General features: G+C 72.0%; 23 protein-coding genes. 17 read left to right on the plus strand and 6 right to left on the minus strand.

Going from position 1 to position 25068, the window contains the following annotated elements; genetic code table 11:
* Positions 1-2: 2 nt before the first annotated feature.
* Positions 3-752, minus strand: a complete 750-nt coding sequence (locus M8J73_RS34410; protein ID WP_055542822.1) for a GntR family transcriptional regulator — start codon at positions 750-752, stop codon at positions 3-5.
* Between the two features lie 28 nt (positions 753-780).
* Positions 781-2106: a homogentisate 1,2-dioxygenase gene (gene hmgA / locus M8J73_RS34415; RefSeq protein WP_055542823.1), complete on the minus strand. Its 1326-nt coding sequence runs from the start codon at positions 2104-2106 to the stop codon at positions 781-783.
* A gap of 304 nt (positions 2107-2410) precedes the next feature.
* On the opposite strand from hmgA, the gene M8J73_RS34420 reads away from it, so the two are divergent.
* The 10 genes from M8J73_RS34420 to M8J73_RS34465 all read left to right on the plus strand — a co-directional run bounded on the left by M8J73_RS34420 (position 2411) and on the right by M8J73_RS34465 (position 15196).
* On the plus strand, positions 2411-3028 hold the full coding sequence (locus tag M8J73_RS34420; RefSeq protein ID WP_055542824.1) for a TetR/AcrR family transcriptional regulator: 618 nt from the start codon (positions 2411-2413) through the stop codon (positions 3026-3028).
* Positions 3029-3159: 131 nt separating this feature from the next.
* On the plus strand, positions 3160-5415 hold the full coding sequence (locus M8J73_RS34425) for a molybdopterin oxidoreductase family protein (RefSeq protein WP_249829484.1): 2256 nt from the start codon (positions 3160-3162) through the stop codon (positions 5413-5415).
* Positions 5416-5536: 121 nt separating this feature from the next.
* On the plus strand, positions 5537-6997 hold the full coding sequence (locus tag M8J73_RS34430) for a citrate:proton symporter (RefSeq protein WP_055537256.1): 1461 nt from the start codon (positions 5537-5539) through the stop codon (positions 6995-6997).
* 41 nt (positions 6998-7038) lie between these two features.
* Entirely contained in the window at positions 7039-8292 is a 1254-nt protein-coding gene (locus tag M8J73_RS34435; protein ID WP_055537255.1) for an MFS transporter, read from the plus strand.
* Between the two features lie 100 nt (positions 8293-8392).
* Complete coding sequence (locus M8J73_RS34440) at positions 8393-8992, plus strand: hypothetical protein (protein ID WP_055537254.1); 600 nt, start codon at positions 8393-8395, stop codon at positions 8990-8992.
* 346 nt (positions 8993-9338) lie between these two features.
* Positions 9339-10103 carry a class F sortase gene (locus M8J73_RS45615; protein ID WP_492012102.1) on the plus strand — a complete coding sequence of 255 codons (765 nt, stop codon included), beginning with the start codon at positions 9339-9341 and terminating at the stop codon, positions 10101-10103.
* 255 nt (positions 10104-10358) lie between these two features.
* On the plus strand, positions 10359-10859 hold the full coding sequence (locus M8J73_RS34450) for a DUF3574 domain-containing protein (protein WP_249829486.1): 501 nt from the start codon (positions 10359-10361) through the stop codon (positions 10857-10859).
* A 121-nt stretch (positions 10860-10980) separates the two neighbouring features.
* Positions 10981-12369, plus strand: a complete 1389-nt coding sequence (locus tag M8J73_RS34455; RefSeq protein WP_249829494.1) for an aldehyde dehydrogenase family protein — start codon at positions 10981-10983, stop codon at positions 12367-12369.
* A 94-nt stretch (positions 12370-12463) separates the two neighbouring features.
* Positions 12464-13549: a Zn-dependent alcohol dehydrogenase gene (locus tag M8J73_RS34460; RefSeq protein ID WP_055539874.1), complete on the plus strand. Its 1086-nt coding sequence runs from the start codon at positions 12464-12466 to the stop codon at positions 13547-13549.
* 291 nt (positions 13550-13840) lie between these two features.
* Complete coding sequence (locus M8J73_RS34465; protein WP_055539875.1) at positions 13841-15196, plus strand: MFS transporter; 1356 nt, start codon at positions 13841-13843, stop codon at positions 15194-15196.
* Positions 15197-15205: 9 nt separating this feature from the next.
* Here M8J73_RS34465 and M8J73_RS34470 read toward each other — a convergent pair whose 3' ends face one another.
* Positions 15206-16252 carry a DMT family transporter gene (locus M8J73_RS34470; protein ID WP_240501414.1) on the minus strand — a complete coding sequence of 349 codons (1047 nt, stop codon included), beginning with the start codon at positions 16250-16252 and terminating at the stop codon, positions 15206-15208.
* Between the two features lie 222 nt (positions 16253-16474).
* A complete protein-coding gene (locus M8J73_RS34475) occupies positions 16475-17119 on the minus strand; it encodes a TetR/AcrR family transcriptional regulator (RefSeq protein ID WP_055539876.1) in 645 nt (214 codons plus the stop codon).
* A 63-nt stretch (positions 17120-17182) separates the two neighbouring features.
* On the opposite strand from M8J73_RS34475, the gene M8J73_RS34480 reads away from it, so the two are divergent.
* From M8J73_RS34480 to M8J73_RS34490, 3 genes are all read left to right on the plus strand, one after another.
* Positions 17183-18334, plus strand: a complete 1152-nt coding sequence (locus tag M8J73_RS34480; protein WP_055539877.1) for an acyl-CoA dehydrogenase family protein — start codon at positions 17183-17185, stop codon at positions 18332-18334.
* 121 nt (positions 18335-18455) lie between these two features.
* Positions 18456-18743 (plus strand): YiaA/YiaB family inner membrane protein, encoded by a 288-nt coding sequence (locus M8J73_RS34485; RefSeq protein ID WP_055539889.1) that lies wholly within the window; start codon positions 18456-18458, stop codon positions 18741-18743.
* Positions 18744-18893: 150 nt separating this feature from the next.
* Entirely contained in the window at positions 18894-19520 is a 627-nt protein-coding gene (locus M8J73_RS34490; protein ID WP_055539878.1) for a TetR/AcrR family transcriptional regulator, read from the plus strand.
* Positions 19521-19677: 157 nt separating this feature from the next.
* Here the strand turns inward: M8J73_RS34490 and M8J73_RS34495 are convergent, their stop codons facing one another.
* Positions 19678-20877 carry a cysteine desulfurase-like protein gene (locus M8J73_RS34495; RefSeq protein ID WP_055539879.1) on the minus strand — a complete coding sequence of 400 codons (1200 nt, stop codon included), beginning with the start codon at positions 20875-20877 and terminating at the stop codon, positions 19678-19680.
* A 158-nt stretch (positions 20878-21035) separates the two neighbouring features.
* Between M8J73_RS34495 and M8J73_RS34500 the strand changes: the two genes are divergently transcribed.
* The 3 genes from M8J73_RS34500 (at position 21036) to M8J73_RS34510 (ending at position 23757) form a co-directional block, all read left to right on the plus strand.
* Positions 21036-21959: a LysR family transcriptional regulator gene (locus tag M8J73_RS34500; RefSeq protein ID WP_055539880.1), complete on the plus strand. Its 924-nt coding sequence runs from the start codon at positions 21036-21038 to the stop codon at positions 21957-21959.
* A 359-nt stretch (positions 21960-22318) separates the two neighbouring features.
* Positions 22319-23014 (plus strand): endo-1,4-beta-xylanase XynA, encoded by a 696-nt coding sequence (gene xynA / locus M8J73_RS34505; RefSeq protein ID WP_055539881.1) that lies wholly within the window; start codon positions 22319-22321, stop codon positions 23012-23014.
* Positions 23015-23118: 104 nt separating this feature from the next.
* A complete protein-coding gene (locus tag M8J73_RS34510; protein ID WP_240501417.1) occupies positions 23119-23757 on the plus strand; it encodes a polysaccharide deacetylase family protein in 639 nt (212 codons plus the stop codon).
* Between the two features lie 191 nt (positions 23758-23948).
* Here the strand turns inward: M8J73_RS34510 and M8J73_RS34515 are convergent, their stop codons facing one another.
* Complete coding sequence (locus M8J73_RS34515; RefSeq protein ID WP_055539882.1) at positions 23949-24410, minus strand: MaoC family dehydratase; 462 nt, start codon at positions 24408-24410, stop codon at positions 23949-23951.
* A gap of 140 nt (positions 24411-24550) precedes the next feature.
* Here M8J73_RS34515 and soxR point away from each other — a divergent pair, with 140 nt between their 5' ends.
* A complete protein-coding gene (soxR, locus tag M8J73_RS34520; protein WP_055539883.1) occupies positions 24551-25051 on the plus strand; it encodes a redox-sensitive transcriptional activator SoxR in 501 nt (166 codons plus the stop codon).
* Positions 25052-25068 lie beyond the last annotated feature (17 nt).

The following is a 25068-nucleotide window of genomic DNA, read 5'->3' on the forward strand; positions in this document are numbered from 1 at the left end:
CGTCAGTGGGCGTCGAGGGTGACCGTGAAGGAGAAGCGGTCGCCGCGGTAGTGGATGACCGCGACGTCCAGGACGCGGCCCGACTCGTCGTAGGTGACGCCCGTGTAGTGCAGGATCGGGCTGAGCAGGGGGATCTGGAGCAGGCGGGCGGTCTCCGGGTCCGCGAGGCGGGCCTCGACGGTGTCGGTGATCCGGCCGATGGCCACGCCCACGGCGTCCCGGAGCACCTTGGTCATCGGCCAGCGGAGCAGGTCCTTCCCGTCGATGCGTTCGGCCAGCTCGGGGCGGACGTAGTTGCGGGCGTGATTGGTGGGTTCCCCCGTCCGCTCGTCGCCGCGCAGCCGGTGATAGGTGGCCACCTCCGTCAAGTCGGGGAAGTAGTCCGAGAGTTCACCCGGCAGGGGGGTGCTGCCCTGGTCCAGCAGCTCGGTCGTCATACCGGACTGCTGGGCCACGATCGCGTCCACCGAGCCGAGCAGCCGCACCGGCGTGCCCCGTTGCGCGCCCGGCTCGATGAACGTGCCGCGCCGCCGGTGCCGGCTGATCAGCCCCTCCTCCTCCAGCTCCTTCAGCGCCTGCCGCATGGTCAACACGCTCACGCCGTAGTGCCCGGCCAGCTGCTCCTCGGTGGGCAGGCGCAGCGGATCGTGGGGCGACCGGCCCAGTATCGAGGCGCGCAGGGACTGCGAGACCTGATACCAGAGAGGCAGCTTGCGGTTCAGGACGATCGAGTCCGGGGCGAAGGAGGTCACGACGCTATCCGTACCCGGCCCGGCGCGGTCAGCGCAACGGACCGAAGTGACGCTGGAGGCCCGACCACACGTCGTCGTACCCCTGCTGGAGATGGTCCGCCCCGGCCGCCTGCGCGGTCGTCAGGATCGGCCACCGCGTCTCGAACATGAAGGCAAGCCCGTCGTCGACCTTCTGCGGCGTCAGCTCGGCGGCGCTCGCCCGGTCGAAGGTCTCCCGGTCGGGGCCGTGCGCGGACATCATCGTGTGCAGCGAACCGCCCCCGGGCACGAAACCCCCTTCCCCGGCCGTCTTGGCGTCGTACGCGCCCTCGATGAGGCCCATGTACTCGCTCATCACGTTCCGATGGAAGTACGGAGGCCGGAACGTGTCCTCGCCCACCAGCCAGCGCGGCGCGAACACCACGAAGTCCACACCGGCCAGCCCCGGGGTGTCCGACGGCGAGGTCAGGACGGTGAAGATCGACGGGTCCGGGTGGTCGTACGAGATCGAGCCGATGACATTGAAGCGACGCAGGTCGTAGACGTACGGCGTGTAGTTTCCGTGCCAGGCCACCACGTCGAGCGGCGAGTGGTCGTAGGTGGCCGTCCAGAGGTTCCCGCAGAACTTGTTCACCACCTCCACCGGGCCCTCCACGTCCTCGTACGCTGCCACCGGCGCCCGGAAGTCACGGGGGTTCGCCAGGCCGTTGGCGCCGATCGGGCCGAGGTCGGGCAGCCGGAAGGGGGCGCCGTAGTTCTCGCAGACGTAGCCGCGGGCGGTGCCGTCGAGGAGCTCGACACGGAAGCGGACCCCGCGCGGGACGAGGGCGACCTCGCCGGGCTCCGCGTGGAGCAGACCGAACTCGGTGCGCAGAAGCAGGCCGCCGCGCTCCGGGACGATCAGCAGCTCGCCGTCGGCGTCGCTGAAGACCCGCTCCATGGAGGACGTGGCGTGGTACAGGTGCACGGCCATGCCGGCGCGCTGGGCCGCGTCGCCGTTCCCGCCGAGCGTCCACAGGCCGGCGAGGAAGTCCGTGCCCGCCGGGGGCTCCGGCAGGGGGTTCCAGCGCAGCCGGTTGGGGTCGGGGACCGTCTCGGTGAAGGGGGCCGTGCGCAGCGCGCCGTTGTCCGTGCGGGTGAAGGCCGGGTGCGCGGCCGACGGGCGGACGCGGTAGAGCCAGGAGCGGCGGTTGTGTGCCCTCGGCTCGGTGAAGGCGGTGCCGCTGAGCTGCTCCGCGTACAGGCCGAGCGGGGCGCGCTGGGGTGAGTTGCGGCCCTCGGGCAGCGCGCCCGGGACCGCCTCCGAGGCGTGCTCGTTGCCGAAACCGGAGAGGTACTCCAGTCCCTCGGCGGTCTTCCTCGCGTCCCCGCTCATGATCGCTCCCTCGCGCTCCTGATTCCTATGCATCACCGTAGGATTTGGGTCGGGCGGGCGCAAGAGGGCCGATGGCCGGACCACGGCAAGCCGCGGCCTCGGTGTCGCCACATCGGGTGCCATCGGGCGGCGGCGGAGAACCGGAGTCGGGGTGGATCCGTCTTGTCAGTGCGGTGCTCTACGCTCCCGGCAGGGCCCGGACGTGCGGATGTTCGTCGTCCGCGGTGTTCGACCGCTGAGCGGGAGTGGCGGTACCGGCCGTACCTGTATCCGGAAGCTCATCGGACCTCGGCGGAAAGGCATCATGAAGCCCGTGTCCCAGGCGACCTCCTTGCGCCGTGCACCCGTGCAGCGGCGCAGTGCCGAACGACTGACCAGGATCCTCGACGCCTGCGCCGACCTCCTCGACGAGGTGGGCTACGACGCGCTGAGCACCCGTGCCGTGGCGTTGCGCGCGGGTGTGCCCATCGGCTCCGTCTACCGCTTCTTCGGCAACAAGCGCGCGATGGCCGACGCGCTCGCCGAACGCAACCTCGCCCGCTTCACCGAACGCGTCGGACGCCGCCTGGAGGGCACCGGCGACCGGGACTGGCGCACCGCCATGGACGCCGTCCTCGACGAGTACCTCGACATGAAGCGCCACGCCCCCGGCTTCGCCCTCATCGACTTCGGCAACCAGATCCCCGTCGGCGGCAGCCGCCAGGAACCCAACACCCGCGTCGCCGACCGCCTCTCCGAGCTGCTCTCCGACTACATCGGCCGCACCCCCGACGAGGACCTGCGCCGTATCTTCCTCATCGCCGTCGAGACCGCCGACACCCTCGTCCACCTCTCCTTCCGGGTCTCCCCCGAGGGGGACCCGCGGATCATCGAGGAGATGCGGCAGCTGCTGAGGGCCTATCTCGCGCGTGTCCTGGACTGACCGGATCCGCCCCGATCCGGTTCGCCCCTCCCGCTGATGCATACCGGTCGGTATGCTCGGCTGCGGCGCCGCGCCCTCCGAACGCGCGGCGCCCGTCCGAGCGCCAACGCCGTCGCCCTCCGGGAGGACCCGTGTCCACCACCCCCGACTCCCGCACCGCCCTGCGGATCTGCCCGCTCTGCGAGGCCACCTGCGGGCTCACCCTCACCATCGAGGGCACCCGGGTCACCAAGGCCCGCGGCGACCGGGACGACGTGTTCAGCAAGGGGTTCATCTGCCCGAAGGGCGCCTCGTTCGGCGCGGCCGACGGCGACCCCGACCGGCTGCGCACCCCGCTGGTCCGCAAGGACGGGGAACTGCGGGAAGCCACCTGGGCGGAGGCCTTCGACGCCGTCGCCGCCGGACTGCGCCCGGTCGTCGAGGCGCACGGCCCCCACGCCGTCGGCGTCGTCCTCGGCAACCCCAACGTGCACACCATGGCGGGCGCCCTCTACCCGCCCGTCCTCCTCGCCGGGCTCGGCACCCGCAGCCTGTTCACCGCCTCCACGGTCGACCAGATGCCCAAGCACGTCTCCAGCGGACTCCTCTACGGCGACGCCCACGCCATCCCCGTACCGGACCTCGACCGCACCGACCACCTGCTGCTCCTCGGCGCCAACCCGCTGGAGTCCAACGGCAGTCTGTGCACCGCCCCCGACTTCCCCGGCAAGCTCAAGGCGCTCAAGGCCCGCGGCGGCACCCTCACCGTCGTCGACCCGCGGCTGACACGCACCGCCAAGCTCGCCGACCGGCACGTGGCCATCCGCCCCGGCACGGACGCGCTGCTCCTCGCCGCGATGGCGCACGTCCTCTTCGAGGAGGACCTCGTCGACCTCGGCGACCTCGCCCCGAACGTCCTGGGCGTCGAGGAACTCGCCGAAGCCGTACGGGAGTTCAGCCCCGAGGCCGCCGCCGAGGCCTGCGACGTGGACGCCGGCACGATCCGGGCCATGGCCCGGGAACTGGCGGCCGCGCCCACCGCCGCCGTCTACGGCCGCATCGGCAGCTGCACCGTCCCGCACGGCACCCTCGCCAGCTGGCTGGTCGACGTCCTCAACATCCTCACCGGCAACCTCGACCGGCCCGGCGGCGCCCTGTTCCCGCTCTCCGCCACGGACAAGACGCCCCGGCCCGCCGGACCCGGCCGCGGCTTCGCCCTCGGCCGCTGGCGCAGCCGGGTGAGCGGCCACCCCGAGGCCAAGGGCGAACTGCCGCTGTCCGCGCTCGCCGAGGAGATCGACACCGCCACCCCCGAGGGCAGCCCCGTCCGCGCCCTGGTCGTCGTCGCCGCCAACCCCGTGCTCTCCGCGCCCGACGGCGACCGCCTCGACAAGGCGCTCGACTCGCTCGACTTCATGGTCAGCGTCGACCCCTACCTGAACGAGACCGCCCGCCACGCCGATGTCGTCCTGCCCCCGCCCCCGCCCTCGCAGGCCCCGCACTTCGACTTCGCCTTCAACTCGTTCGCCGTCCGCAATCAGGTCCGCTACAACCGCGCCGCCGTGCCCCTGGAGGACGGCCGCATGGCGGAGACCGAGATCCTCGCGCGCCTGACCCTTGCCGCCACGGGCATGCACGGCGCCGATCCCGCCGCCGTGGACGACCTGGTCATCGGCCAGACCCTCGGCAGGGCGGTCAAGGAGACCCACTCGCCCGTCCACGGCCGGGACCCCAAGGAACTGGCCGCCCAGCTCCACGGCGAGAGCGGCCCCGAACGGCGGCTCGACATGATGCTGCGCCTCGGCCCGTACGGCGACGGCTTCGGCACCGACCCCGACGGCCTGAACCTGGAGCGGCTGCTCGCCCACCCGCACGGCATCGACCTCGGGCCCCTCCAACCCCGGCTGCCCCAGCCGCTCAAGACGGTCAGCGGCAGGATCGAACTGCTGCCGGGCCCGATCGCCGACGACCTGCCGAGGCTCCGCACGGCCCTCGGGGAACGCCCCGACGGCCTCGTCCTCATCGGCCGCCGCCATCTGCGGTCCAACAACAGCTGGCTGCACAACGTGCCCGCCCTCACCGGCGGCACCAACCGCTGCACCCTGCACATCCACCCCGAGGACGCCGCACGCCTCGACATCACCGACGGGGACGCCGTACGGATCAAGGGCGCCGGGGGAGAGGTCACCGCCCCCGCCGAGGTCACCGACGGTGTGCGCCGGGGCGTGGTGAGCCTTCCGCACGGCTGGGGACACGACCGGCCGGGCACCCGGATGAGCCACGCCGCGCTCGACCCCGGCGTCAACGTCAACCAGCTCCTCGACGGCTCGCTCCTTGATCCACTGTCGGGCAACGCGGTCCTCAACGGAGTGCCCGTGGAGCTCGCGCGAGCAGGCGCAACGCTGTGACCTGGAGTTCTGCGCTTATTGCTCGCATGTCAACGTCTTGTTAACGCTTGTGGAGCCGCCCTAACGTCGTCGCACCGCCGGTGCCCTGGTGGGAGTTCAAGGGCGAACGTTAGGTATCCACATGTTGACCATCCTCGGCTTTGCCATGATCGCGACCTTCCTGGTCCTGATCATGATGAAGAAGATGTCGCCGATCGCGGCGCTCGTGCTGATCCCCGCTCTCTTCTGCGTCTTCGTAGGGAAGGGCGCCAAGCTCGGCGACTACGTCATCGAGGGGGTGGGCAACCTCGCGCCCACCGCCGCGATGCTCATGTTCGCCATCGTCTACTTCGGCCTCATGATCGACGTCGGCCTCTTCGACCCGATCGTCCGAGGCATCCTGAAGTTCTGCAAGGCCGATCCGCTGCGCATCGTCATCGGCACGGCCCTGCTCGCCGCGATCGTCTCGCTCGACGGCGACGGCTCCACCACCTTCATGATCACCGTCTCGGCGATGTACCCGCTGTACAAGCGCCTGAAGATGAGCCTCGTCGTCATGACCGGTGTCGCCGCCACCGCCAACGGCGTGATGAACACGCTGCCCTGGGGCGGCCCGACCGCCCGCGCCGCCACCGCGCTCAAGCTCGACGCGGGCGACATCTTCGTCCCGATGATCCCGGCGCTCGCCGTCGGCCTCCTCTTCGTCTTCGTCCTCGCCTACTTCCTCGGTCTGCGCGAGCGCAAGCGCCTCGGTGTGCTGAGCCTCGACGAGGTCCTGGAGCAGGAGAAGATCGTCAAGGACGAGGAGCAGGAGCAGTCCGAGGAGACCGTGCTCGTCGGCGCGGGCGCCTCCGCCGCCTCCGGCTCCGGTGACGACAAGGTCCGTACGACGAAGACCACCGGCGGCGCCGGCTCCGGCACGGACGCCGACCCCGAGGGCGACGACGCCGACGACGTCCGCCTCCAGGGCCTGGACCCCGACCGCCCGACGCTGCGCCCCAAGCTGTACTGGTTCAACGCGCTCCTCACGGTCACGCTGCTCACCGCCATGATCATGGAGTGGCTGCCGATCCCGGTGCTGTTCATCCTCGGCGCCGCCCTCGCCCTGACGGTCAACTTCCCCCACATCCCCGACCAGAAGGCCCGGCTCGCCGCCCACGCCGACAACGTCCTCAACGTCTCCGGCATGGTCTTCGCCGCCGCCGTCTTCACCGGCGTCCTCCAGGGCACCGGCATGGTCGACTCCATGGCCAAGTGGATCGTCGACGGCATCCCGGAGGGCATGGGCCCGCACATGGCCCTCGTCACCGGTTTCCTGAGCCTGCCGCTCACGTACTTCATGTCCAACGACGGCTTCTACTTCGGTGTCCTGCCGGTCCTCGCCGAGGCCGGTGCCGCGCACGGTGTCTCGCCCCTGGAGATCGCCCGCGCCTCCCTCGTCGGTCAGCCGCTGCACATGTCCAGCCCGCTCGTGCCCGCCGTCTACGTCCTCGTGGGTATGGCGAAGGTCGAGTTCGGCGACCACACCCGGTTCGTCGTGAAGTGGGCGGCGGTCACCTCGCTGGTCATCCTGGGCGCCGGGATCCTGATGGGCATCATCTGAGCCGACGGGCAGCGTCGGTTGAGCCAAGGAGGAACGTCATCGTGAGGCCCGGCGGGAATCGCGGCTGGCTGCTTCGTCTCGTCATCGCCTTCAGCTTCGCGCAGGGGGCGGTGTCGATGGCGCGGCCCGCCGTTTCCTACCGGGCCCTCGCGCTGGGCGCCGACGAGCGGGCGATCGGTGTGATCGCCGGGGTCTACGCCCTGCTCCCGCTGTTCGCCGCCGTCCCGCTCGGCCGCAGGACCGACCAGGGGCGGTGCGCGCCCCTGCTGCCCGTCGGCGTCGTCCTCATCGCCGGCGGCTGCGCCCTGAGCGGTCTGGCGAACTCCCTGCTGACGATGGCCGTCTGGAGCGGGGTGATGGGCCTCGGCCATCTCTCCTTCGTCATCGGCGCCCAGTCGCTGGTCGCCCGGCAGTCCGCGCCGCACGAACACGACCGCAACTTCGGCCACTTCACCATCGGCGCCTCCCTCGGCCAGCTGATCGGCCCGATCGCCGCGGGCGCCCTCATCGGCGGCCCGGACATGGCACGGACGAGCGCCCTGGCGCTGGTGGTGGCGGGCGCGGGAGCGGCAGTCGCGTGCACGTCGCTGTGGCGCATAGAGCGCCCCGTGGACCCCGACTCCCGCACCGAGCAGGGCGAGCGGGTCCCCGTGCACCGCATCCTGCGCACCAGAGGAGTGCCCGGCGGCATCCTCATCAGCCTCGCGGTGCTGTCGGCGACCGACATCCTCACCGCCTACCTCCCGGTCGTCGGGGAGGACCGGGGCATCGCGCCGTCCGTCATCGGCCTCCTGCTGAGCCTGCGCGCCGCCGCCACCATCGCCTGCCGTCTGGTGATGACGCCCATGCTGCGATGGCTCGGCCGGACCGCCCTGCTCACCGTGACCTGTGCGCTCGGGGCCGTGCTGTGCGCGGGGATCGCGGTGCCGGTGCCCGTGTGGGCGCTGGCCCTGATGCTCTCCGCGCTCGGCTTCTGCCTCGGGGTCGGGCAGCCGCTGTCCATGACGACGGTCGTGCACGCCGCCCCGGACGACGCCCGCTCCACCGCCCTCGCGCTCCGGCTCACGGGCAACCGGCTCGGACAGGTCGCGGCGCCCGCCGCCGCGGGTCTGGTCGCCGGTGTCGCGGGAGTGGCCGCGCCGTTCGTGATGCTCGGCGCGTTGCTGCTGGTATCGGCGGGGATCGCCCTGCGCTCCCCGGTCGCCCCGGCGCGGGGGAGCGAGGGGAAGGAGCGTTCCGTCGGGCGGCGCCGCTCCCGGATCGGGGCGGTCTTGAGCCGGAAGAGGGATATCTGACGGCGTGTGAGGCGCGGCTCCCGCCGTCTCCTCGATGATGTGACAAAGAGTCAGGTGAAAGCATGATTTGTATGACAATCACCTGACTCGGAGGTCTTACATGTCCACCTCGTCCCGCCCCCGCCGCGCCGGAGCACGCGCGAGTGCCGCCGTCCTCGCGACGCTCACCGCCACGGGAGCCACCATGATCTCGGCACCGGCCGCCGTCGCGGCGCCGGGCGACCCCGACGTCAAGATCCACCGGGTGGGCTTCCCGTTCAGCAACCAGCGCCACCAACCGAACGTCTGCGACTTCTATCTGGCCGCGTTCAACTTCCGCGCGGGACAGAGCATCGCCTGGAGCATCGACAAGCTGCCGCCCGCGCCGATCCCCAACCCCGTCGCCGAGGGCGCCATCGCGCTCGCGGACGACGGCAGCGGCCACACCCCGCCCGTGACCCCCGAGGGTGCCGTGCGGTTCCAGGACGGCGACTACCGGCTGACCTGGCGGGTCGTCGGCGAGACGGCCGCGCCCAAGTTCAAGGACTTCACCGTGAACTGCCCCGTCGCGCCCAACGGAGGCCCGCCGGCCGGCGGCGGCGGTCTCGCCATGACCAAGGACTTCTCCCCGGTCGCCGGGACGGCCGCGGTGGGCCTCGCCGCGGTGGGCGGGGTCGCCTATCTGCGGCTGCGCCGTCGTCGCGCCGATGGCGCCGCGTAGACGCGCCCCGCGGCCCTGGCAGCGGACGCGCGCCTACCGCCTCACCCGGACGATCGTGCTGACCGTCGTGCTGGTGGTGAGCGTCGCGAACTGGGCGAAGGACGAGGAGCGGGGCGGCCCGCACGGGGCCGACCTCGCCGGGGCGCGCGATGCGGGGACATCGCGCGCCCCGGCGCCCTGGTCCTCCCCACGCCCCACGCCGTCGCCCACGGCGCGCCCCACGACGGCGGCCACACCCCGCACACCACCGGACGCGACCACGGCATCCGGGGTGCCTTCGGGGGCCGGGACGCCTTCGGGCGCAGGGTCCGCGCCCGGGGTGCCGTCGGCGGCTGGGGCGGCGTCGGTGGCGGGGGGTGCGGTGACTTCCGGGGGGCCTGATGGGGCCCGTGGGCCCGGTGGGCCCGGCCGGTCCAGTGGCTCCGGTGCGTTCTCCGGTGGGCCGGGGGTGCCGGGATCGCCTTCGCGGGCGGCGGCTTCGGGAGGAGGCGGGAGCACCGGGCGCCAGGGGTCCGCCCCCGCCGAGGGTTCCGGCACGACGGTCGGCCGGCCGACGAGCCCCGACCCGGCCGGGACCGCCCGCCCCACCCCCGGGCGGCCGGCGAAGCCGGGTGGGCCCGCGGGGCCCCGTACGCTTCCGCACTCGCCGGCGAAGACCGTCAGCATCCCCTACCTCGGCATCAAGGCCCCGGTCATGGAACTCCGCCTCGACCGCGAGGGGCGGCTGCCCGCGCCGCCGGACGACAGGCCGAAACTGGTCGGCTGGTACGCGGCGGGCCCCGCGCCCGGCGGCCCCGGTACGGCGGTCGTGGTCGGCCATCGCGACACCCGGACGGGACCGGCCGTGTTCGCCGCGCTGGACATGGTCAAACAAGGTCGCGTCGTCGAGGTCCGGCGCGCCGACGGCCGTACCGCCGTCTACACGGTGGACGCCGTGAAGACGTACGAGAAGGCCCACTTCCCCAACGAACTGGTCTACGGCACCCGGAAGCGCCCGGAGCTGCGCCTGATCACCTGCGGCGGGGTGTACGACCGGAGGAAGGGCTACGCGAGCAACGTCGTCGTCTTCGCCCACCTCACCGCCGTCCGGGACGCGACGGGGAGAAGATGACTCGGGTGCGGAGGGGCCGGGCGCGGAGGGGCGGGGCGGCTCCCCGCGCGGAGAGGGGACCGGCGCCCGGCATGGAGGGATGAAGCGGCCTCCCATGCGGAGGCGGCAACCGGCGTCGGGTGTGGAGGTCGTGAACCGGCGCGCGGGGAGCGGGGGGCGGCTTCTCGGCGGCTCCGGGGCGTACGGGCGCACGCGCGGGTCCGGCTCCGGCGCGGCCGACGTCCCGGAGTCGGCGGTTCCGTTACAGGTGTGGGCATGGCCTCGCATTCCACTCGTCCCCGGAGCCCCGCCCTCGCCCGGCACCTCACCCGCCCCCGCCTCGCCCCAGCGGCGGCCGCCTGTCTGCTCGCCGTCGGGGCCCCGACGGCGTACGCCACCCTCGCCGAGGACATCTCCTCCGGTCCCGTCGTGGCGCCCGGGCGCGGGGCCCCGTACATCGAGACCCGGCTGTTCTTCGGCACGGAGCGGCCCGACGGCGGACCAGCGGTCACCGACGGGGAGTTCCGGGACTTCGTCCAGCAGGAGGTCACACCCGGCTTCCCGGACGGGCTCACCGTGCAGCAGGGGCGCGGCCAGTGGCGGGACGCGAGCGGCGCCATCGAGACGGAGCGGTCGTACGAGCTGACTCTGCTGTACCCGGTGTCGGCCGCCGCCGCGAGCGACCGGAAGATCGAGGAGATCCGCGTCGACTACCGGAAGGCCTTCGGCCAGGAGGCGGTGGCGCGGGTGGACGACCGCACACGCGTCGACTTCTGAGGCGACCCCTCCGGACGGCTCCGGACGGGGCGGTCGTCACAGTCCTCCACTCTGGTGCCGGAAAACTATCAGAGCTAGTTTTTGGTGCGGACCACTCGGCGGCGCAGCGGAAGGCACCATGATGAAGGCACACGACGGCATGTACATCGGCGGCGATTGGCGGCCCGCCGCCGGCACCGACACGATCGAGGTGGTGAACCCGGTCGACGAGCAGGTGATCGACCGGGTCCCCGCGGGCACCGCCGAGGACGTCGACGCCGCCGTACGCGCCGCTCGGACGGCCCTGCCGAGCTGGGCCGCCACGCCGCCCGCGCAGCGCGGCGCGGTGATCGGCGCGCTGCGGGACGCGCTCGCCGCGCGCCGGGAGGAGATCGCCGAGACGGTGACGGCGGAGCTGGGCTCGCCGCTGCCGTTCTCCCAGAAGGTGCACGCCGACCTGCCGATCACGGTCGCGGGCTCGTACGCCGAACTGGCCGCGACGCACGCCTTCGAGGAGAAGGTCGGCAACTCGACCGTGTTCCACGAGCCCATCGGCGTCGTCGGCGCGATCACCCCCTGGAACTACCCGTTGCACCAGATCGTCGCCAAGGTCGCCCCGGCGCTCGCGGCGGGCTGCACGGTCGTCCTGAAGCCCGCCGAGGACACCCCGCTCGTCGCCCAGCTGTTCGCGGAGGCCGTGCACGAGGCGGGGGTGCCCGCAGGGGTGTTCAACCTGGTCACCGGTCTCGGCGCGGTCGCCGGGCAGGCCCTCGCCGCGCACGACGGCGTCGACATGGTGTCCTTCACCGGCTCGACGGCCGTCGGCCGCGGCATCGGCGCCACCGCGGGCGCGGCGATCAAGCGGGTGGCCCTGGAACTCGGCGGCAAGTCCGCCAACGTCATCCTCCCGAGCGCCGACCTCGCCAAGGCGGTCAGCGTCGGCGTCGCCAACGTCATGTCCAACTCGGGCCAGACGTGCAGCGCCTGGACCCGGATGCTGGTGCACGCCTCCCAGTACGAGGAGGCGGTCGAGCTGGCCGCGACCGCCGCCGCGAAGTACGGCGAGCGCCTCGGCCCGCTGGTCAACGCCAAGCAGCGGGACCGGGTGCGCGGTTACATCGAGAAGGGCCTCGCCGAGGGCGCCAGGCTGGCGGCCGGCGGCCCCGAATCCCCGCGCGAGCAGGGCTACTTCGTGAGCCCCACCGTCCTGGCCGACGTGACCCCCGAGATGACCGTCGCCCAGGAGGAGATCTTCGGCCCCGTGTTGTCCGTCCTCCGCTACGAGGACGAGGAGGACGCCCTGCGCATCGCCAACGGCACGGTGTACGGGCTCGCCGGTGCCGTCTGGGCCGCGGAGGAGGCCGAGGCCGTCGCCTTCGCCCGCCGCATGGACACCGGCCAGGTCGACATCAACGGCGGCCGCTTCAACCCGCGGGCCCCCTTCGGCGGCTACAAGCAGTCGGGAGTCGGCCGCGAACTGGGCGCCCACGGCCTGGTCGAATACCTCCAGACCAAGTCCCTCCAGTTCTAGTCCAGTCGCCCCTAGCCCCCAGCCCCCGGCCTCAGCGCCTGCCCGTTGCCTTCGCCGTCGTCCGCTGCCGTCGCTCCAGGAGAGTCGTTCCGTCATGACCGTTCGAGCCGCCGTACTGCCCGCCGTCGGGGCCCCGTTGGAGATCGCCGAGATCGAGCTGCCGGAGCCCGGACCCGGCCAGGTCCGAGTGCGGCTCGCCGCCGCCGGGGTCTGCCACTCCGACCTGTCGCTGTCCGACGGGACGATGCGGGTGCCGGTGCCCGCCGTGCTGGGCCACGAGGGCGCGGGGACGGTACTGGCCGTGGGGGAGGGCGTCACCCATGTCTCACCCGGTGCCGGGGTCGTCCTCAACTGGGCACCGTCCTGCGGGAGTTGCCACGCCTGCTCGCTCGGCGAGGTGTGGCTGTGCGCGAACGCGCTGGCCGGCGTGGGCGACGTGTACGCCCGGCGCGCCTCCGACGGCACGGACCTCCACCCAGGCCTGAACGTGGCCGCGTTCGCGGAGGAGACGGTGGTGGCCGCCGGGTGCGTACTTCCCGCTCCGGACGGCATCCCGCTCACCGACGCGGCGCTCCTCGGCTGCGCCGTCCTGACCGGGTACGGGGCGGTGCACCACTCGGCGCGGGTGCGGGAGGGCGAGACCGTCGCGGTGTTCGGCGTGGGCGGAGTGGGTCTCGCGGCGCTCCAGGCGGCGCGGATCGCGGGCGCGTCGCGCATCGTGGCGGTGGACGTCTCCCCGGCGAAGGAGGAACTGGCGCGGGCGGCCGGGGCCACGGACTTCGTCGTCGCCTCCGAGGGCACCGCCCGCGAGATCCGGGCGCTGACCGGGAAGCAGGGGGTCGATGTCGCCGTGGAGTGCGTGGGGCGGGCGGTGACGATCCGTACGGCCTGGGAGTCCACGCGGCGGGGCGGGCGCACGACGGTCGTGGGGATCGGCGGCAAGGAGCAGCAGGTCGCCTTCAACGCGCTGGAGATCTTCCACTGGGGCCGCACCCTGTCCGGCTGCGTGTACGGCAACTCCGACCCGGCACGGGACCTGCCGGTCCTGGCCGGCCACGTCCGGGCCGGCCGCCTCGACCTCGGCGCACTGATCACGGACCGCATCTCGCTGGACGACATCCCGGCGGCCTTCGACAACATGCGCGCGGGCAAGGGCGGCCGGGCGGTCGTGACGTTCTGACCGGCGTACGCACGGCGCGGACGGGTGGGGGCCGTTCGCGCGGTTCCCCGCGCCCCTGAAAAGCGACCGGGGCTTCGCCCCGTGCTTTTCAGCTGAAGGCGGGCCGCAGGCCCATGCCTTCAGGGGCGGGGAACCGCGCGAGAAACCACGACGCACCCGCACCCGCCACAACCACGCGCACCCCCGAGCCAGGAGGCACCCGAAACCCACCCGTGCACAACCGTTGACCGGCATACCGTCCGGTCAGTACGTTCCCCCGGAACGTCCCCGCACCCATCGGAGTGTGCACGCATGGACACCGCTCCTTCTCCCCGTCCCCAGCAGCCCGACGCCCGTCATCGCCGCAAGGTCGCCACGGCCGCGGCCCTCGCCTCAGCCGTCGAGTGGTACGACTACTTCGTCTTCGGTATAGCCGCGGCCCTCGTCCTCGGCGACCTCTACTTCCCCGCCGGCAGCTCCTCCGCGGGAGTCCTCGCCGCGTTCGCCACCTTCGCCGTCGGCTTCCTCGCCCGCCCCCTCGGCGGCATCGTCGCCGGTCACCTCGGTGACAAGCGCGGCCGCAAGCCGATGCTGGTCCTGGCCCTCACCCTGATGGGCCTCGCCACCACCGGCATCGGTCTCCTCCCCACGTACGAGACGATCGGGATCGCCGCTCCGGTCCTGCTCGTCCTCCTCCGGGTCGCCCAGGGTGTCGCCGTCGGCGCCCAGTGGGGCGGCGCGATGCTGCTCGCCACCGAGTACGCCCCCGAGGGCAAGCGCGGGGTGTACGGCAGCTTCGTCCAACTCGGCGTGCCGATCGGCGTGGTGAGCGCCAACACCGTGTTCCTCGTCGTGGGCGGGGCCACCAGTGAGAGCGCGTTCGTCGCGTGGGGGTGGCGCGTCCCGTTCCTGATCGGCCTGTTCGTCCTCGGCCTGGCCTGGTACATCCACCGCAAGGTCGAGGAGACCCCCGAGTTCCGGGAGGCGGAGCGGGCGCTCGCGGAGCAGGAGAGGAGCGAGAAGAGTTCGCCGCTCAGGACGATCCTCCGCGGTCACCTCGGCACGGTCTTCCTCGCCGGCGGTTCCTTCGCCGTGAACACCGCGACGTTCTACATCATCATCACCGGCGTCCTCGACTACACCACCCGTGAACTCGACATGAAGCGCAGCGCCGTCCTCGCCGTCTCGCTCTGTGTCAGCCTCACCCAGCTCATCCTGATCCCCGCCGCCGCGGCCCTCTCCGACCGGGTCGGACGGATCCGGATCTACGCGTTCGGCGCGGCCGGGATCGCCCTGTGGGCCGTGCCGCTGTTCCTGCTCATCGACACCGGGTCCCTGGTGTGGCTGGCCGTCGGCACCTTCGTCGCCAGCTGCTTCCTCAGCATCATGTACGGGCCGCAGGCCGCCCTGTTCGCCGAGCTGTTCACCCCCGAGATGCGGTACACGGGTGCCTCGCTCGGGTACCAGATCGCGGCGGTCCTCGGCGGCGGCCTCGCGCCGTTCCTGATGGTGCTGCTCCTGGAGGCGACCGGCACGTCCCTGGCGGTGTCCGCGTACATCATCGCGCTCTCGGTGGTGGCCCTCCTGTCGATCAGGGTCCTCGCCCGCCGGGCGAGCGCCCGGACCGAACCTGCCCCTCAGGCGGAGCCGGCGGAACAGGTCGGTTAGCCGCGTCGACTAGGAAGTCCGATCGTGCCGTGGCCGTGGCTCCGTGACCGTGTCCGGAGCCACGGCCACCGCCACCTCCGCCACTACCGCCACCTCAGCCGCACCGGTCACCGCCGTGCCGTCCGCGGCACCCCGGACCCCTGCCCCCGCCCCCGCCCCCGCCCGCGGTCGGGACCGGGACACGGCCACACCCGCCAGGCACAGCGCGCCACCGGCCAGGGTGAGCGGACCCGGCACCTCGTCGAGGGCCAGCCAGGACATGAGGACGACCAGCGCGGGCACGGCGTACGTGGTGGCGCCCATCCGGCTCGCGGTCGTACGGGCCAGGGCGTACGCCCAGGTCGTGAACGCCAGCGCGGTCGGGAAGACGCCCAGGTAGACCATGTTGAGGGTCGCGGAGAGCGGCGCGTCGGCCGCGTCCCGCACCAGCTGCCCGGCGAACGGCAGGCACAGCACCGCGCCGACGAGACAGCCGAAGGTGGTCACCTGGAGGGCGCTCGCCGAGCCCAGCGCGGGCTTCTGCGCGACCACGCCGCCCGCGTACGCGACCGCCGCGAGCACGCACAGCACGACGCCCAGCACCGACGCGCCGCCCTCGCCGGACATCGACAGCCCCACCGCGACGGCTCCCGCGAACGACACCGCCATGCCCGCGAGCAGCCGGGGCGGCATCGGGTCGCCCAGCAGACGGGCGCCGAGCAGGGCGATCAGGAGGGGGCCGATGTTGACGACCAGCGCGGCCGTACCCGCGTCGACCTGCTGCTCGCCCCAGTTCAGGGCGACCATGTAGAACCCGAACCAGAGCGCCCCGGACACCGCGATCCCCCGCCACGCGGCCTGTGGCGGCCAACCCTCCCGCCGTACCGCCCAGATCAGCCCGAGCGCCACCGCCCCGGCCGCGAGCCGGCCCAGCGCCAGCGCCCCCGGCGCGTACGCCTGCCCGGCGCTGCGAATGGACACGAAGGCCGACGCCCACAGCACGACGGTCACGAGGGCGGCCCCACCGGCGAGCAGCTCGGCACGACGGACGGGACGGACCCGGGAGTTCTCAGCCATGCCCCGAGGCTAGGCGCGCCGCCGCACCGAGGCTCGCGATTTTCGGACGCCGAGCTCGGAGGGCCGGCCGAGGGCGGCAGGGGAGCGGAGCCGCCGGCGGGAGACTTGATCCGGCGGTCGGCGTCGGCCGCCGTCGGCCGCCGCCGAGCGCCGCCGGCCGCCGCCGACCGTCGCCGACCGCCGTCGACCGCCGCCGAGCGGCGTCGGCCGACGTCCGGTCGGCTAGGGCCCCTGCCGGACGACCCGCTCGTACTGGGCCGCGAGGCCCTCCAGCAGTGCGTTCAGGCCCGCTTCGAACGCCCGCTCGTCCACCTTCTCCTGCTGTTCGGCCAGCAGATGCGCCTGACCGAGATGCGGATAGTCCGCCGGGTCGTACGCGCTCTCGTCGTCCACGAAACCCCCGGCGAACGACCCGAGGGCGGACCCCATGATGAAGTACCGCATCAGCGCCCCGATGGACGTGGCCTGCGCCGCGGGCCACCCCGCGTCGACCATGGCGCCGAAGACCGCGTCCGCGACCCGCAGCCCGGCGGGCCGCCGTCCGGGCCCCCGCGCGAGGACGGGCACGATGTTCGGATGGTCGCGCAGGGCGCCGCGGTAGGAGAGCGCCCAGTCGTACAGCGCGGTCCGCCAGTCGCGTCCGTCCTCGAACATCGACAGGTCGACCTGGGCGCTCACCGAGTCCGCCACCGCCTCCAGGATCTGGTCCTTGGTGCGGAAGTGGTTGTAGAGCGACGGCCCGCTCACCCCCAACTCGGCCGCGAGCCGCCGGGTGGACAGGGCCGCCAGCCCCTCCGCGTCGACCAGGTGCCGTGCCGTCTCCACGATGCGGTCGGTGCTCAGCAGGGGCTTGCGCGGTCGGGCCATGGCGCACATAGTAGGGGTGCGCGATTAAACTAGCAGTGATAATTAAAGGAGGGGTGAGCCGCCGTGAACCTGGAGCTCAGCGAGGAGCAGACCGCCGTCCGCCGACTCGCCCGGGACTTCGTCGAGCGCGAGATCGCCCCGCACGTCGTGGACTGGGACCGCGCCGAGAGCGTCGACCGTTCGATCGTGAAGAAGCTCGGCGAGGTCGGCTTCCTGGGGCTCACCGTCGACGAGGAGTACGGCGGCAGTGGCGGCGACCACCTCGCGTACTGCCTGGTCACCGAGGAACTCGGCCGCGGTGACTCCTCCGTGCGCGGCATCGTCTCCGTCTCCCTCGGCCTGGTCGCCAAGACGATCGCGACCTGGGGGAGCGAGGAGCAGAAGAGGCGCTGGCTGCCGGGGCTGACGGCGGGGGAGTACGTCGGCTGCTTCGGCCTCACCGAGCCCGGCACCGGCTCCGACGCCGGCAACCTCGCCACCCGCGCGGTCCGCGACGGCGACGACTACGTCCTCGACGGCACCAAGATGTTCATCACCAACGGCACCTGGGCCGATGTCGTCCTCCTCTTCGCCCGCTCCACCGACGCCCCCGGCCACAAGGGCGTCACCGCGTTCCTCGTCCCCACCGACACCCCCGGCCTGACCCGCCGCACCGTCCACGGCAAGCTGGGCCTGCGCGGCCAGGCCACCGCCGAACTGGTCCTGGAGGGTGTCCGCGTCCCCGCCTCCGCGATGCTCGGCCCCGAGGGCAAGGGCTTCGGTGTCGCCATGTCGGCGCTCGCCAAGGGCCGGATGTCGGTCGCCGCGGGCTGCGTCGGCATCGCCCAGGCCGCACTGGACGCGGCGGTCCGGTACGCCGGCGAACGCGAGCAGTTCGGCAGGCCGATCGCCCACCACCAGCTCGTCCAGGAACTCCTCAGTGACATCGCGGTCGACGTCGACGCCGCCCGGCTGCTGACCTGGCGCGTCGCCGACCTCGTCGACCGGGGCCTGCCCTTCGCCACCGAGGCGAGCAAGGCCAAGCTGTTCGCCTCCGAGGCCGCCGTCCGTGCCGCGAACAACGCCCTCCAGGTCTTCGGCGGCTACGGCTACATCGACGAGTACCCGGTCGGCAAACTCCTGCGCGATGCCCGCGTGATGACCCTGTACGAGGGCACCAGTCAGATCCAGAAGCTCCTCATCGGGCGGGCGCTGACCGGCGTGTCGGCGTTCTGAGCGCCGGGGACGGCGGGCGTTCCGAGCGCCGGGGCGGCGGGGGTTCTGAGTACCGGGAGCCGTTCCCGACTGAGTATCCGCACGGATGTGGCGCGCCCCACATCCGTCGACCCTGGTCCCCATGAGTGAGACACCGGTCAAGCAGCAGAACACGGCCGCCTTCTACGGGCAGGCCGTCGCGTCGTTCGCCGTCGCCATGGCGGCCACCGGCATCGGCATCTACAACCTGGACGCCGACGTCTGGGTCCGCGCCTTCCTCGCCATCGCGGTCCTGTACCTCGTGACCTCGGCGTTCACCCTGTCCAAGGTGATCCGCGACCGGCAGGAGGCCGGGCAGATCGTCAGCCGGGTCGACCAGGCCAGGCTGGAGAAGCTCCTCGCCGAGCACGACCCCTTCGAGAAGCTCTGACGCCCCTCACCGCCACGCGTGACGCGTGCCCAGCCGCTCGCTCCCGCACGGCCGCACCCTCGCCCGCTCACCCCGCTGAGCGGGCACTCTAAGCGCTCGCTCACCCTCGGCGGTATGGTGGTGCCCAGCCAGGGAAGGGGCGAACGATCGATGAGTACGGCGGAGGAGACGGCCGGCGGCGAGCCGCAGCCGTGGGGCGAGGTCAGCCCGGACGCGGCCCGACGGCTGCTGGTGGCCGCCGTGGAGGCCTTCGCCGAGCGCGGCTACCACGCCACGACCACCCGTGACATCGCGGGCCGCGCCGGCATGAGCCCGGCCGCGCTCTACATCCACTACAAGACCAAGGAAGAGCTGCTCCACCGGATCAGCCGCATCGGCCACGAGAAGGCCCTCGACGTCCTGCGCACCGCCGCCGACTCCGAGGGCACCCCGGCCGAGCGCCTCGCCGAGGCCGTCCGCTCCTTCGTCCGCTGGCACGCCGGGCAGCACACCGTCGCCCGTGTCGTGCAGTACGAACTCGACGCGCTGGGCCCCGACGCCCGCGCCGAGATCGTCGCCCTGCGCCGCCAGAACGACGCCGCGGTCCGCCAGATCATCCAGGACGGCGTCGCCGCCGGCGACTTCGACGTGCCCGACGTCAAGGGCACCACGGTGGCCGTCCTCTCCCTGTGCATCGACGTGGCCCGCTGGTTCAACGTCAACGGCCCGCGCACCCCCGACGAGGTGGGCGCCCTCTACGCCGACCTCGTCCTGCGCATGGTCCGCGCCACGAAGTAGGGCCCGCCCCGCACGTCACGATCGCGTCCGCTCCCCTGGAGGTCGCCCGCATCCGCGCCTTCGCGGCCGCAACCCGCACCGGACGTCCTGGACGGCCACCAGGACGGGGCCCTTCCCGGGCTCCGCCCTGGTGGCGGGGCAGCGATCCGCACGCGCTTCAGAGAAAAGAGGAAAGACCGTCGAGGAGCCTGTCCACGTCGTCGGCGGTGTTGTACGGCGCCAGGCCAACCCGCAGGGCGGGGTCCTCCAGCTTCAAGGCGGCGAAGGGCTCGTACGCGTAGAACGACCCGGCGGGGGCCAGGACGTCGCGTGCGGCCAGATGTACCTGGGCCTCGCGGGCGTCGCGGCCTTCGAGGGTCATCAGAAGGGTCGGGGTGCGGTCGGCCGCCTTCGAGTGCAGGGTGACGGCGTCGCCCAGAGCGCGCAGACCCTCTTCCAGCCTCGTGCGCAGCATCTGCTCGTGTTCGTGCAGGGAGCCCAGTGAATGCGCGAGCTGCTCCCTGCGCGTGGCCCGCGTGCCCGGGTCGATCGCGGCGAGGAAGTCCACGGCGGCGGTGGCACCCGCCAGGATCTCGTAGGGCAGTGTGCCGAACTCGAAGCGTTCCGGCACGGTGTCGGGGGAAGGCAGGAGTTTGTCCGGGTGGAGGGTTTCGAGGAGTCCGGGCGCTCCCGCGAGCACACCGCAGTGCGGTCCGAGGAACTTGTACGGGGAACAGACGAACAGGTCCGCGCCCAGGGCGGGCACGTCCACCAGATGGTGGGCGGCGTAGTGCACCCCATCCACGTACACCAGGGCACCGACCGCGTGCGCCAGGTCGGCGATCCGGCGGACGGGCGGCTTGGTGCCCAGCACGTTCGAGGCCGCCGTGACCGCGACGAGCCGCGTCCGAGGCGACAGCGCCCGCTCGAACGAATCGAGGTCGAGCTCCGCGGTCTCGCTGTCGATCTCGATCCAGCGGACCGTTACGCCGGCGCGCTCGGCCGCCTGGATCCAGGGGCGGACGTTGCAGTCGTGATCCAGGCGGCTGAGGACGATTTCGTCGCCGGTCTTCCAGCTCTTGGCCAGGTGACGGGAGAAGTCGTACGTGAGCTGGGTGGCGCTGCGACCGTGGACGACACCGTCGGCGGGCACATTGAGCAGGTCGGCATAGGCGGCGCGGAACTCCGCGACGGCGCGCTCGGCATTGAGCTCGGACGGGCTGACAACTCCCCGGTTGGAAAGGGGGCCGGTCAGCGTCGCGGCGATGGCGTCGGCGACGGGGCGGGGGGTCTGGGTCCCACCCGGGCCGTCGAAGAAGGCGAGGCCGTGGTCGAGGGAGGGGAAGTGGGCCCGGAGGGCGGTCAGGTCGATGGCCATGGCCTCGGCTTTCGCAGAAGTGCAGCGGTCATGCGGACGGCTGGGGGCGGTGGGCGGCAGCGCAGGTGAGGCGCGTTCTTCCTGCCGGTTGCCTAGACTCTGGCATCCGGCAGGAGAACACGTAAAGCGATGGATCGAGAAGAGAAAGTTCACCATCCATGAAGCCCCAGCCCGATCTGAAGCTCCTGTCCACTTTCATGGCCGTGGTCAACTGTGGCTCCATGGCCGAAGCCGCGGCAGCCCTCGGCTACGTGCCCTCCGCGGTGTCCCAGCACATCGCCCTGCTGGAGCGCGACATGGGCATCGAGCTGCTCGTCCGCCGCCCCGGCAGCCGACTGATCCTGACCGCGGCCGGCCGCTCCCTCACCCGAGCGACCGAGACGCTCTTCGAGGCGACTGCCCGATTCCAGGACGCCGCCAACGGCATCTCGAACCGTGAAATCGCCGAATTGCGTGTCGGGGCCTACCCCAGCGCGATGAGCCACCTGTTCCCCGGGATTCTGTCCGCTCTCAAGCTCCGTGGCCGCGGCGACCGCATCCGCCTCATCATCGTGGAGACACACGAAGGGTTGCCCAAGGTCACATCGGGGGACCTGGATGTGCTCATTGCCTACCGATACCTGCCCGAGGACCCACCGACCACTTCTGGTGAGTGGACCATCACCTCTCTGGGGCACGAGCCGCTGTTCCTCGTCACGGGCCCACGGCCGGGCCGTCGCCCGTTGGAACTGGCGGAATGCCTTGAGATGGAGTGGACATCAGGCCATGCGCACAGTCCCGATCGGCGTTTGCTGCATCGGTGGGCCGGAGAACTGGGGATCTCTCCCGACGTCACGCTGGAAACCGAGGACCTGCACAGCATGCTGGCCATGATCAGAGCCGGATTGGCGGTGGGTCTGATCCCGGCCACTCTCATCAGCGGAGAGAGCGACCAGCCCGGAGTCGAACGGGTTGTCCTTCCGCCCGAGGCCGCACCGCTCCACCGTGAGGTCCTTGCCGTGAGCAGACCCGGCGTCCGCCCCCCGATCGTCAACGAGTTGGTCACGCTGCTGGCCGAGGCTCTGAAGAGCGTCCAGTCGTAGTACCGGCGAGCAACGCGGAGCCGATACACCCCCACGCCCCCTCGGAGTCGCCCGGGATGCGCAGCGTCCGGCGCGTCGGCCCACAGGGCTCCGCCCGGATGGCCGGCAGCATGGTTCGGTGCAATCTTCGAAACATTCGAAGGGTAGAGGTGGGGCCTTTGATCTTCGCTTTCCGGGCTCTTGGGGGAGGTATTTCTTCTGGGTGGCGGTAACCGCTTCTGAGCAGGTAGTACGACATTTCCTCGGTCAATTCCGTCGGGCGAATGTTTCGAAACTGTTGCCGAAACCATTGACAGTTGACAGGGTCGGCTCAACACTCCCCCGTGACAGGGCCCCACGAGAGGGAGGAAGCACGCCAGATGAACGACGCACCCGCACCCGTGCCCGGCACCCCCAGCCGCAGGCTGTTCCTCGGCGGCGTCGGCGCCACCGCGCTGGCCGCCGCGACCACGCTCACACTGCCCGGCACCGCCCACGCCGACACGGTCGTCACCAGCAACCAGACCGGTACGAACAGCGGCTTCTACTACTCGTTCTGGACCGACTCCCCGGGGTCCGTCTCCATGACGTTGGCCAACGGGGGCGCCTACCGGACCTCCTGGCGCAACACCGGCAACTTCGTCTGCGGCAAGGGCTGGAGCAACGGCTCCCGCAGGACGGTGACCTACTCGGGCAGCTTCAACCCGTCGGGCAACGCGTACCTGTGTCTCTACGGCTGGACGTCGAACCCGCTCGTCGAGTACTACATCGTCGACAACTGGGGCACCTACCGGCCCACGGGGACCTACCGGGGCACGGTCAACAGCGACGGCGGCACGTACGACATCTACCGGACGACCCGGTACAACGCACCCTCCGTCGAGGGCAACCGCACCTTCGACCAGTACTGGAGCGTCCGTCAGCAGAGGCGGACCGGCGGCAGCATCACCACCGGCAACCACTTCGACGCCTGGGGCCGCGCCGGAATGCCCCTGGGCAACTTCCGCTACTACATGATTCTGGCGACGGAGGGCTACCAGAGCAGCGGCAACTCCAGTATCACGGTCGGCGGTTGACGATGACCGTTCCGTTCCCGGCCCGGTCGTCGGCACGTCCGTCGGCGCGGCCCTCCCGACACCGGTCCTCGCGTTCCCTGGTGGCGCTCCCGGCCGCCGTCGTGATGGCCGCCGTGGGCGCCCTCACCGCCGGCACCGCCGCACCGGCGGGGGCCGCCGGGGCCGCCGCCTGCAACGGGTACGTCGGACTCACCTTCGACGACGGCCCGACCGGCAACACCTCGGCGCTGCTCAACTCGCTGCGCCAGAACGGGCTGCGGGCCACCATGTTCAACACGGGCCAGAACGCGGCAGCGAACCCGGCCCAGGTCCGCGCCCAGGTCGCCGCCGGGATGTGGGTGGCCAACCACAGCTACACGCACCCGTATCTGACCCGGCTCTCCACGGCGCAGATCGACTCGGAGATCGCCCGCACCCAGCAGGCCGTCGCGAACGCGGGCGGCGGCACTCCGCAGTTGTTCCGGCCGCCGTACGGGGACACCAACGCGACGGTGAAGTCCGTCGCGGCCGGGCGCGGCCTGACCGAGATCCTGTGGAACGTCGACTCGCAGGACTGGAACAACGCGAGCACGGACGCGATCGTGCAGTCCGTCGGCCGGCTCACCAACGGGCAGGTCATCCTCATGCACGACGGGCCCGCGAACACGCGTGCGGCGATCCCGCGCATCGCGCAGACGCTGGCCGCTCGCGGTCTGTGCGCCGGGCGGATCTCGCCCCAGACCGGACGCGCCGTGGCTCCCTGAGCCCGGTGACGGCGGTCCGCCCCGGCGGGCGACGCCCGACCGGTGCGAACAGCGGTACCCGTGGCGCGGCGGACCTCACCTCCGCCGCGCCACGGGTACCGGCTCGCCAAGGGCACGTCACCGGCTCGGCAAGGCCCCGTCACCGGCTCGCCAAGGGCCCGTCACCGACACGGCAGCGCCCCGGTGCCGGCTCAGAAGTAGTAGCGCGACACGGACTCCGCCACGCACACCGGCTTGTCCCCGCCCTCGCGCTCCACGACCACCGCGGCGGTCACCTGCACACCGCCGCCGACCTCCGTGACGTCCTGGAGCGTCGCCGTCGCCCGCAGGCGGGAGCCCACGGGGACGGGCGCGGGGAAGCGCACCTTGTTGGTGCCGTAGTTGACGCCCATCTTCACGTTGTCGACCTTGAGCACCTGGGGCACGAACAACGGCAGCAGGGACAGCGTCAGATAGCCGTGGGCGATGGTCGTGCCGAAGGGCCCCGCGGCGGCCTTCTCCGGGTCGACATGGATCCACTGGTGGTCGCCGGTGGCCTCCGCGAACAGATCGATCCGCTTCTGGTCGACCTCCAGCCAGTCGCTGTACCCCAGCTGCTCGCCCACCGCCGCCTTCAGCTCCTCGGCGGACGTGAAGATCCTCGGCTCTGCCATGTCCCGGCCTCCCGCATCCCGGATGCCACCGCATCCGCGTCAACCCTGTCCCATATGCCTAAGCAACTGCTTAGCATGGTCGGGTGGGCGGCTCCTGTCAACGGACGGCGGCACCTCCCCGGGTGGGTAGGCTCGGAGGGGTGCCCCAGATTCCTGAGAAGATCCACGAGTTGACCGTCGGCCAGCTGTCCGCCCGTAGCGGTGCCGCCGTCTCGGCCCTGCACTTCTACGAGTCCAAGGGGCTGATCAGCAGCCGCCGCACCGCGGGCAACCAACGCCGCTACAGCCGGGACACCCTGCGCCGCGTCGCCTTCGTCCGGGCAGCGCAGCGGGTCGGCATCCCCCTCGCCACGATCCGTGAGGCGCTGGCCGAGCTGCCCGAGGAGCGCACGCCCACCCGGGAGGACTGGGCGCGTCTGTCCGAGGCATGGCGCTCCGAGCTCGACGAGCGGATCAAGCAGCTCAACCGGCTCCGCGACCACCTCACCGACTGCATCGGCTGCGGCTGTCTGTCCCTGGCCACCTGTGTGCTGTCCAACCCCGACGACGTCTTCGGCGAACGGCAGACCGGCTCCCGCCTCATGGTGGAGCACCGGACCGCCCGGGCGGCCGAGCCGCCGAGCGGCACGACGGCCGAATAGCGGCCCACGCGTCCGCC

The organism is Streptomyces neyagawaensis (assembly GCF_023516595.1).
Classification (GTDB): domain Bacteria; phylum Actinomycetota; class Actinomycetes; order Streptomycetales; family Streptomycetaceae; genus Streptomyces; species Streptomyces neyagawaensis.

What these genes read in the sequence shown, in the direction of transcription:
- M8J73_RS34455 (WP_249829494.1), top strand. Translation starts at nt 10,981, where the DNA reads ATGAAGGCACACGACGGCATGTACATCGGCGGCGATTGGCGGCCCGCC.
- M8J73_RS34495 (WP_055539879.1), bottom strand. Translation starts at nt 20,877, where the DNA reads ATGGCCATCGACCTGACCGCCCTCCGGGCCCACTTCCCCTCCCTCGAC.
- M8J73_RS34450 (WP_249829486.1), top strand. Translation starts at nt 10,359, where the DNA reads ATGGCCTCGCATTCCACTCGTCCCCGGAGCCCCGCCCTCGCCCGGCAC.
- M8J73_RS34490 (WP_055539878.1), top strand. Translation starts at nt 18,894, where the DNA reads ATGAGTACGGCGGAGGAGACGGCCGGCGGCGAGCCGCAGCCGTGGGGC.
- M8J73_RS34510 (WP_240501417.1), top strand. Translation starts at nt 23,119, where the DNA reads ATGGCCGCCGTGGGCGCCCTCACCGCCGGCACCGCCGCACCGGCGGGG.
- M8J73_RS34475 (WP_055539876.1), bottom strand. Translation starts at nt 17,119, where the DNA reads ATGGCCCGACCGCGCAAGCCCCTGCTGAGCACCGACCGCATCGTGGAG.
- M8J73_RS34430 (WP_055537256.1), top strand. Translation starts at nt 5,537, where the DNA reads ATGTTGACCATCCTCGGCTTTGCCATGATCGCGACCTTCCTGGTCCTG.
- M8J73_RS34465 (WP_055539875.1), top strand. Translation starts at nt 13,841, where the DNA reads ATGGACACCGCTCCTTCTCCCCGTCCCCAGCAGCCCGACGCCCGTCAT.
- hmgA (WP_055542823.1), bottom strand. Translation starts at nt 2,106, where the DNA reads ATGAGCGGGGACGCGAGGAAGACCGCCGAGGGACTGGAGTACCTCTCC.
- M8J73_RS34500 (WP_055539880.1), top strand. Translation starts at nt 21,036, where the DNA reads ATGAAGCCCCAGCCCGATCTGAAGCTCCTGTCCACTTTCATGGCCGTG.
- M8J73_RS34470 (WP_240501414.1), bottom strand. Translation starts at nt 16,252, where the DNA reads ATGGCTGAGAACTCCCGGGTCCGTCCCGTCCGTCGTGCCGAGCTGCTC.
- xynA (WP_055539881.1), top strand. Translation starts at nt 22,319, where the DNA reads ATGAACGACGCACCCGCACCCGTGCCCGGCACCCCCAGCCGCAGGCTG.
- M8J73_RS34440 (WP_055537254.1), top strand. Translation starts at nt 8,393, where the DNA reads ATGTCCACCTCGTCCCGCCCCCGCCGCGCCGGAGCACGCGCGAGTGCC.
- M8J73_RS34420 (WP_055542824.1), top strand. Translation starts at nt 2,411, where the DNA reads ATGAAGCCCGTGTCCCAGGCGACCTCCTTGCGCCGTGCACCCGTGCAG.
- M8J73_RS34485 (WP_055539889.1), top strand. Translation starts at nt 18,456, where the DNA reads ATGAGTGAGACACCGGTCAAGCAGCAGAACACGGCCGCCTTCTACGGG.
- M8J73_RS34515 (WP_055539882.1), bottom strand. Translation starts at nt 24,410, where the DNA reads ATGGCAGAGCCGAGGATCTTCACGTCCGCCGAGGAGCTGAAGGCGGCG.
- M8J73_RS34460 (WP_055539874.1), top strand. Translation starts at nt 12,464, where the DNA reads ATGACCGTTCGAGCCGCCGTACTGCCCGCCGTCGGGGCCCCGTTGGAG.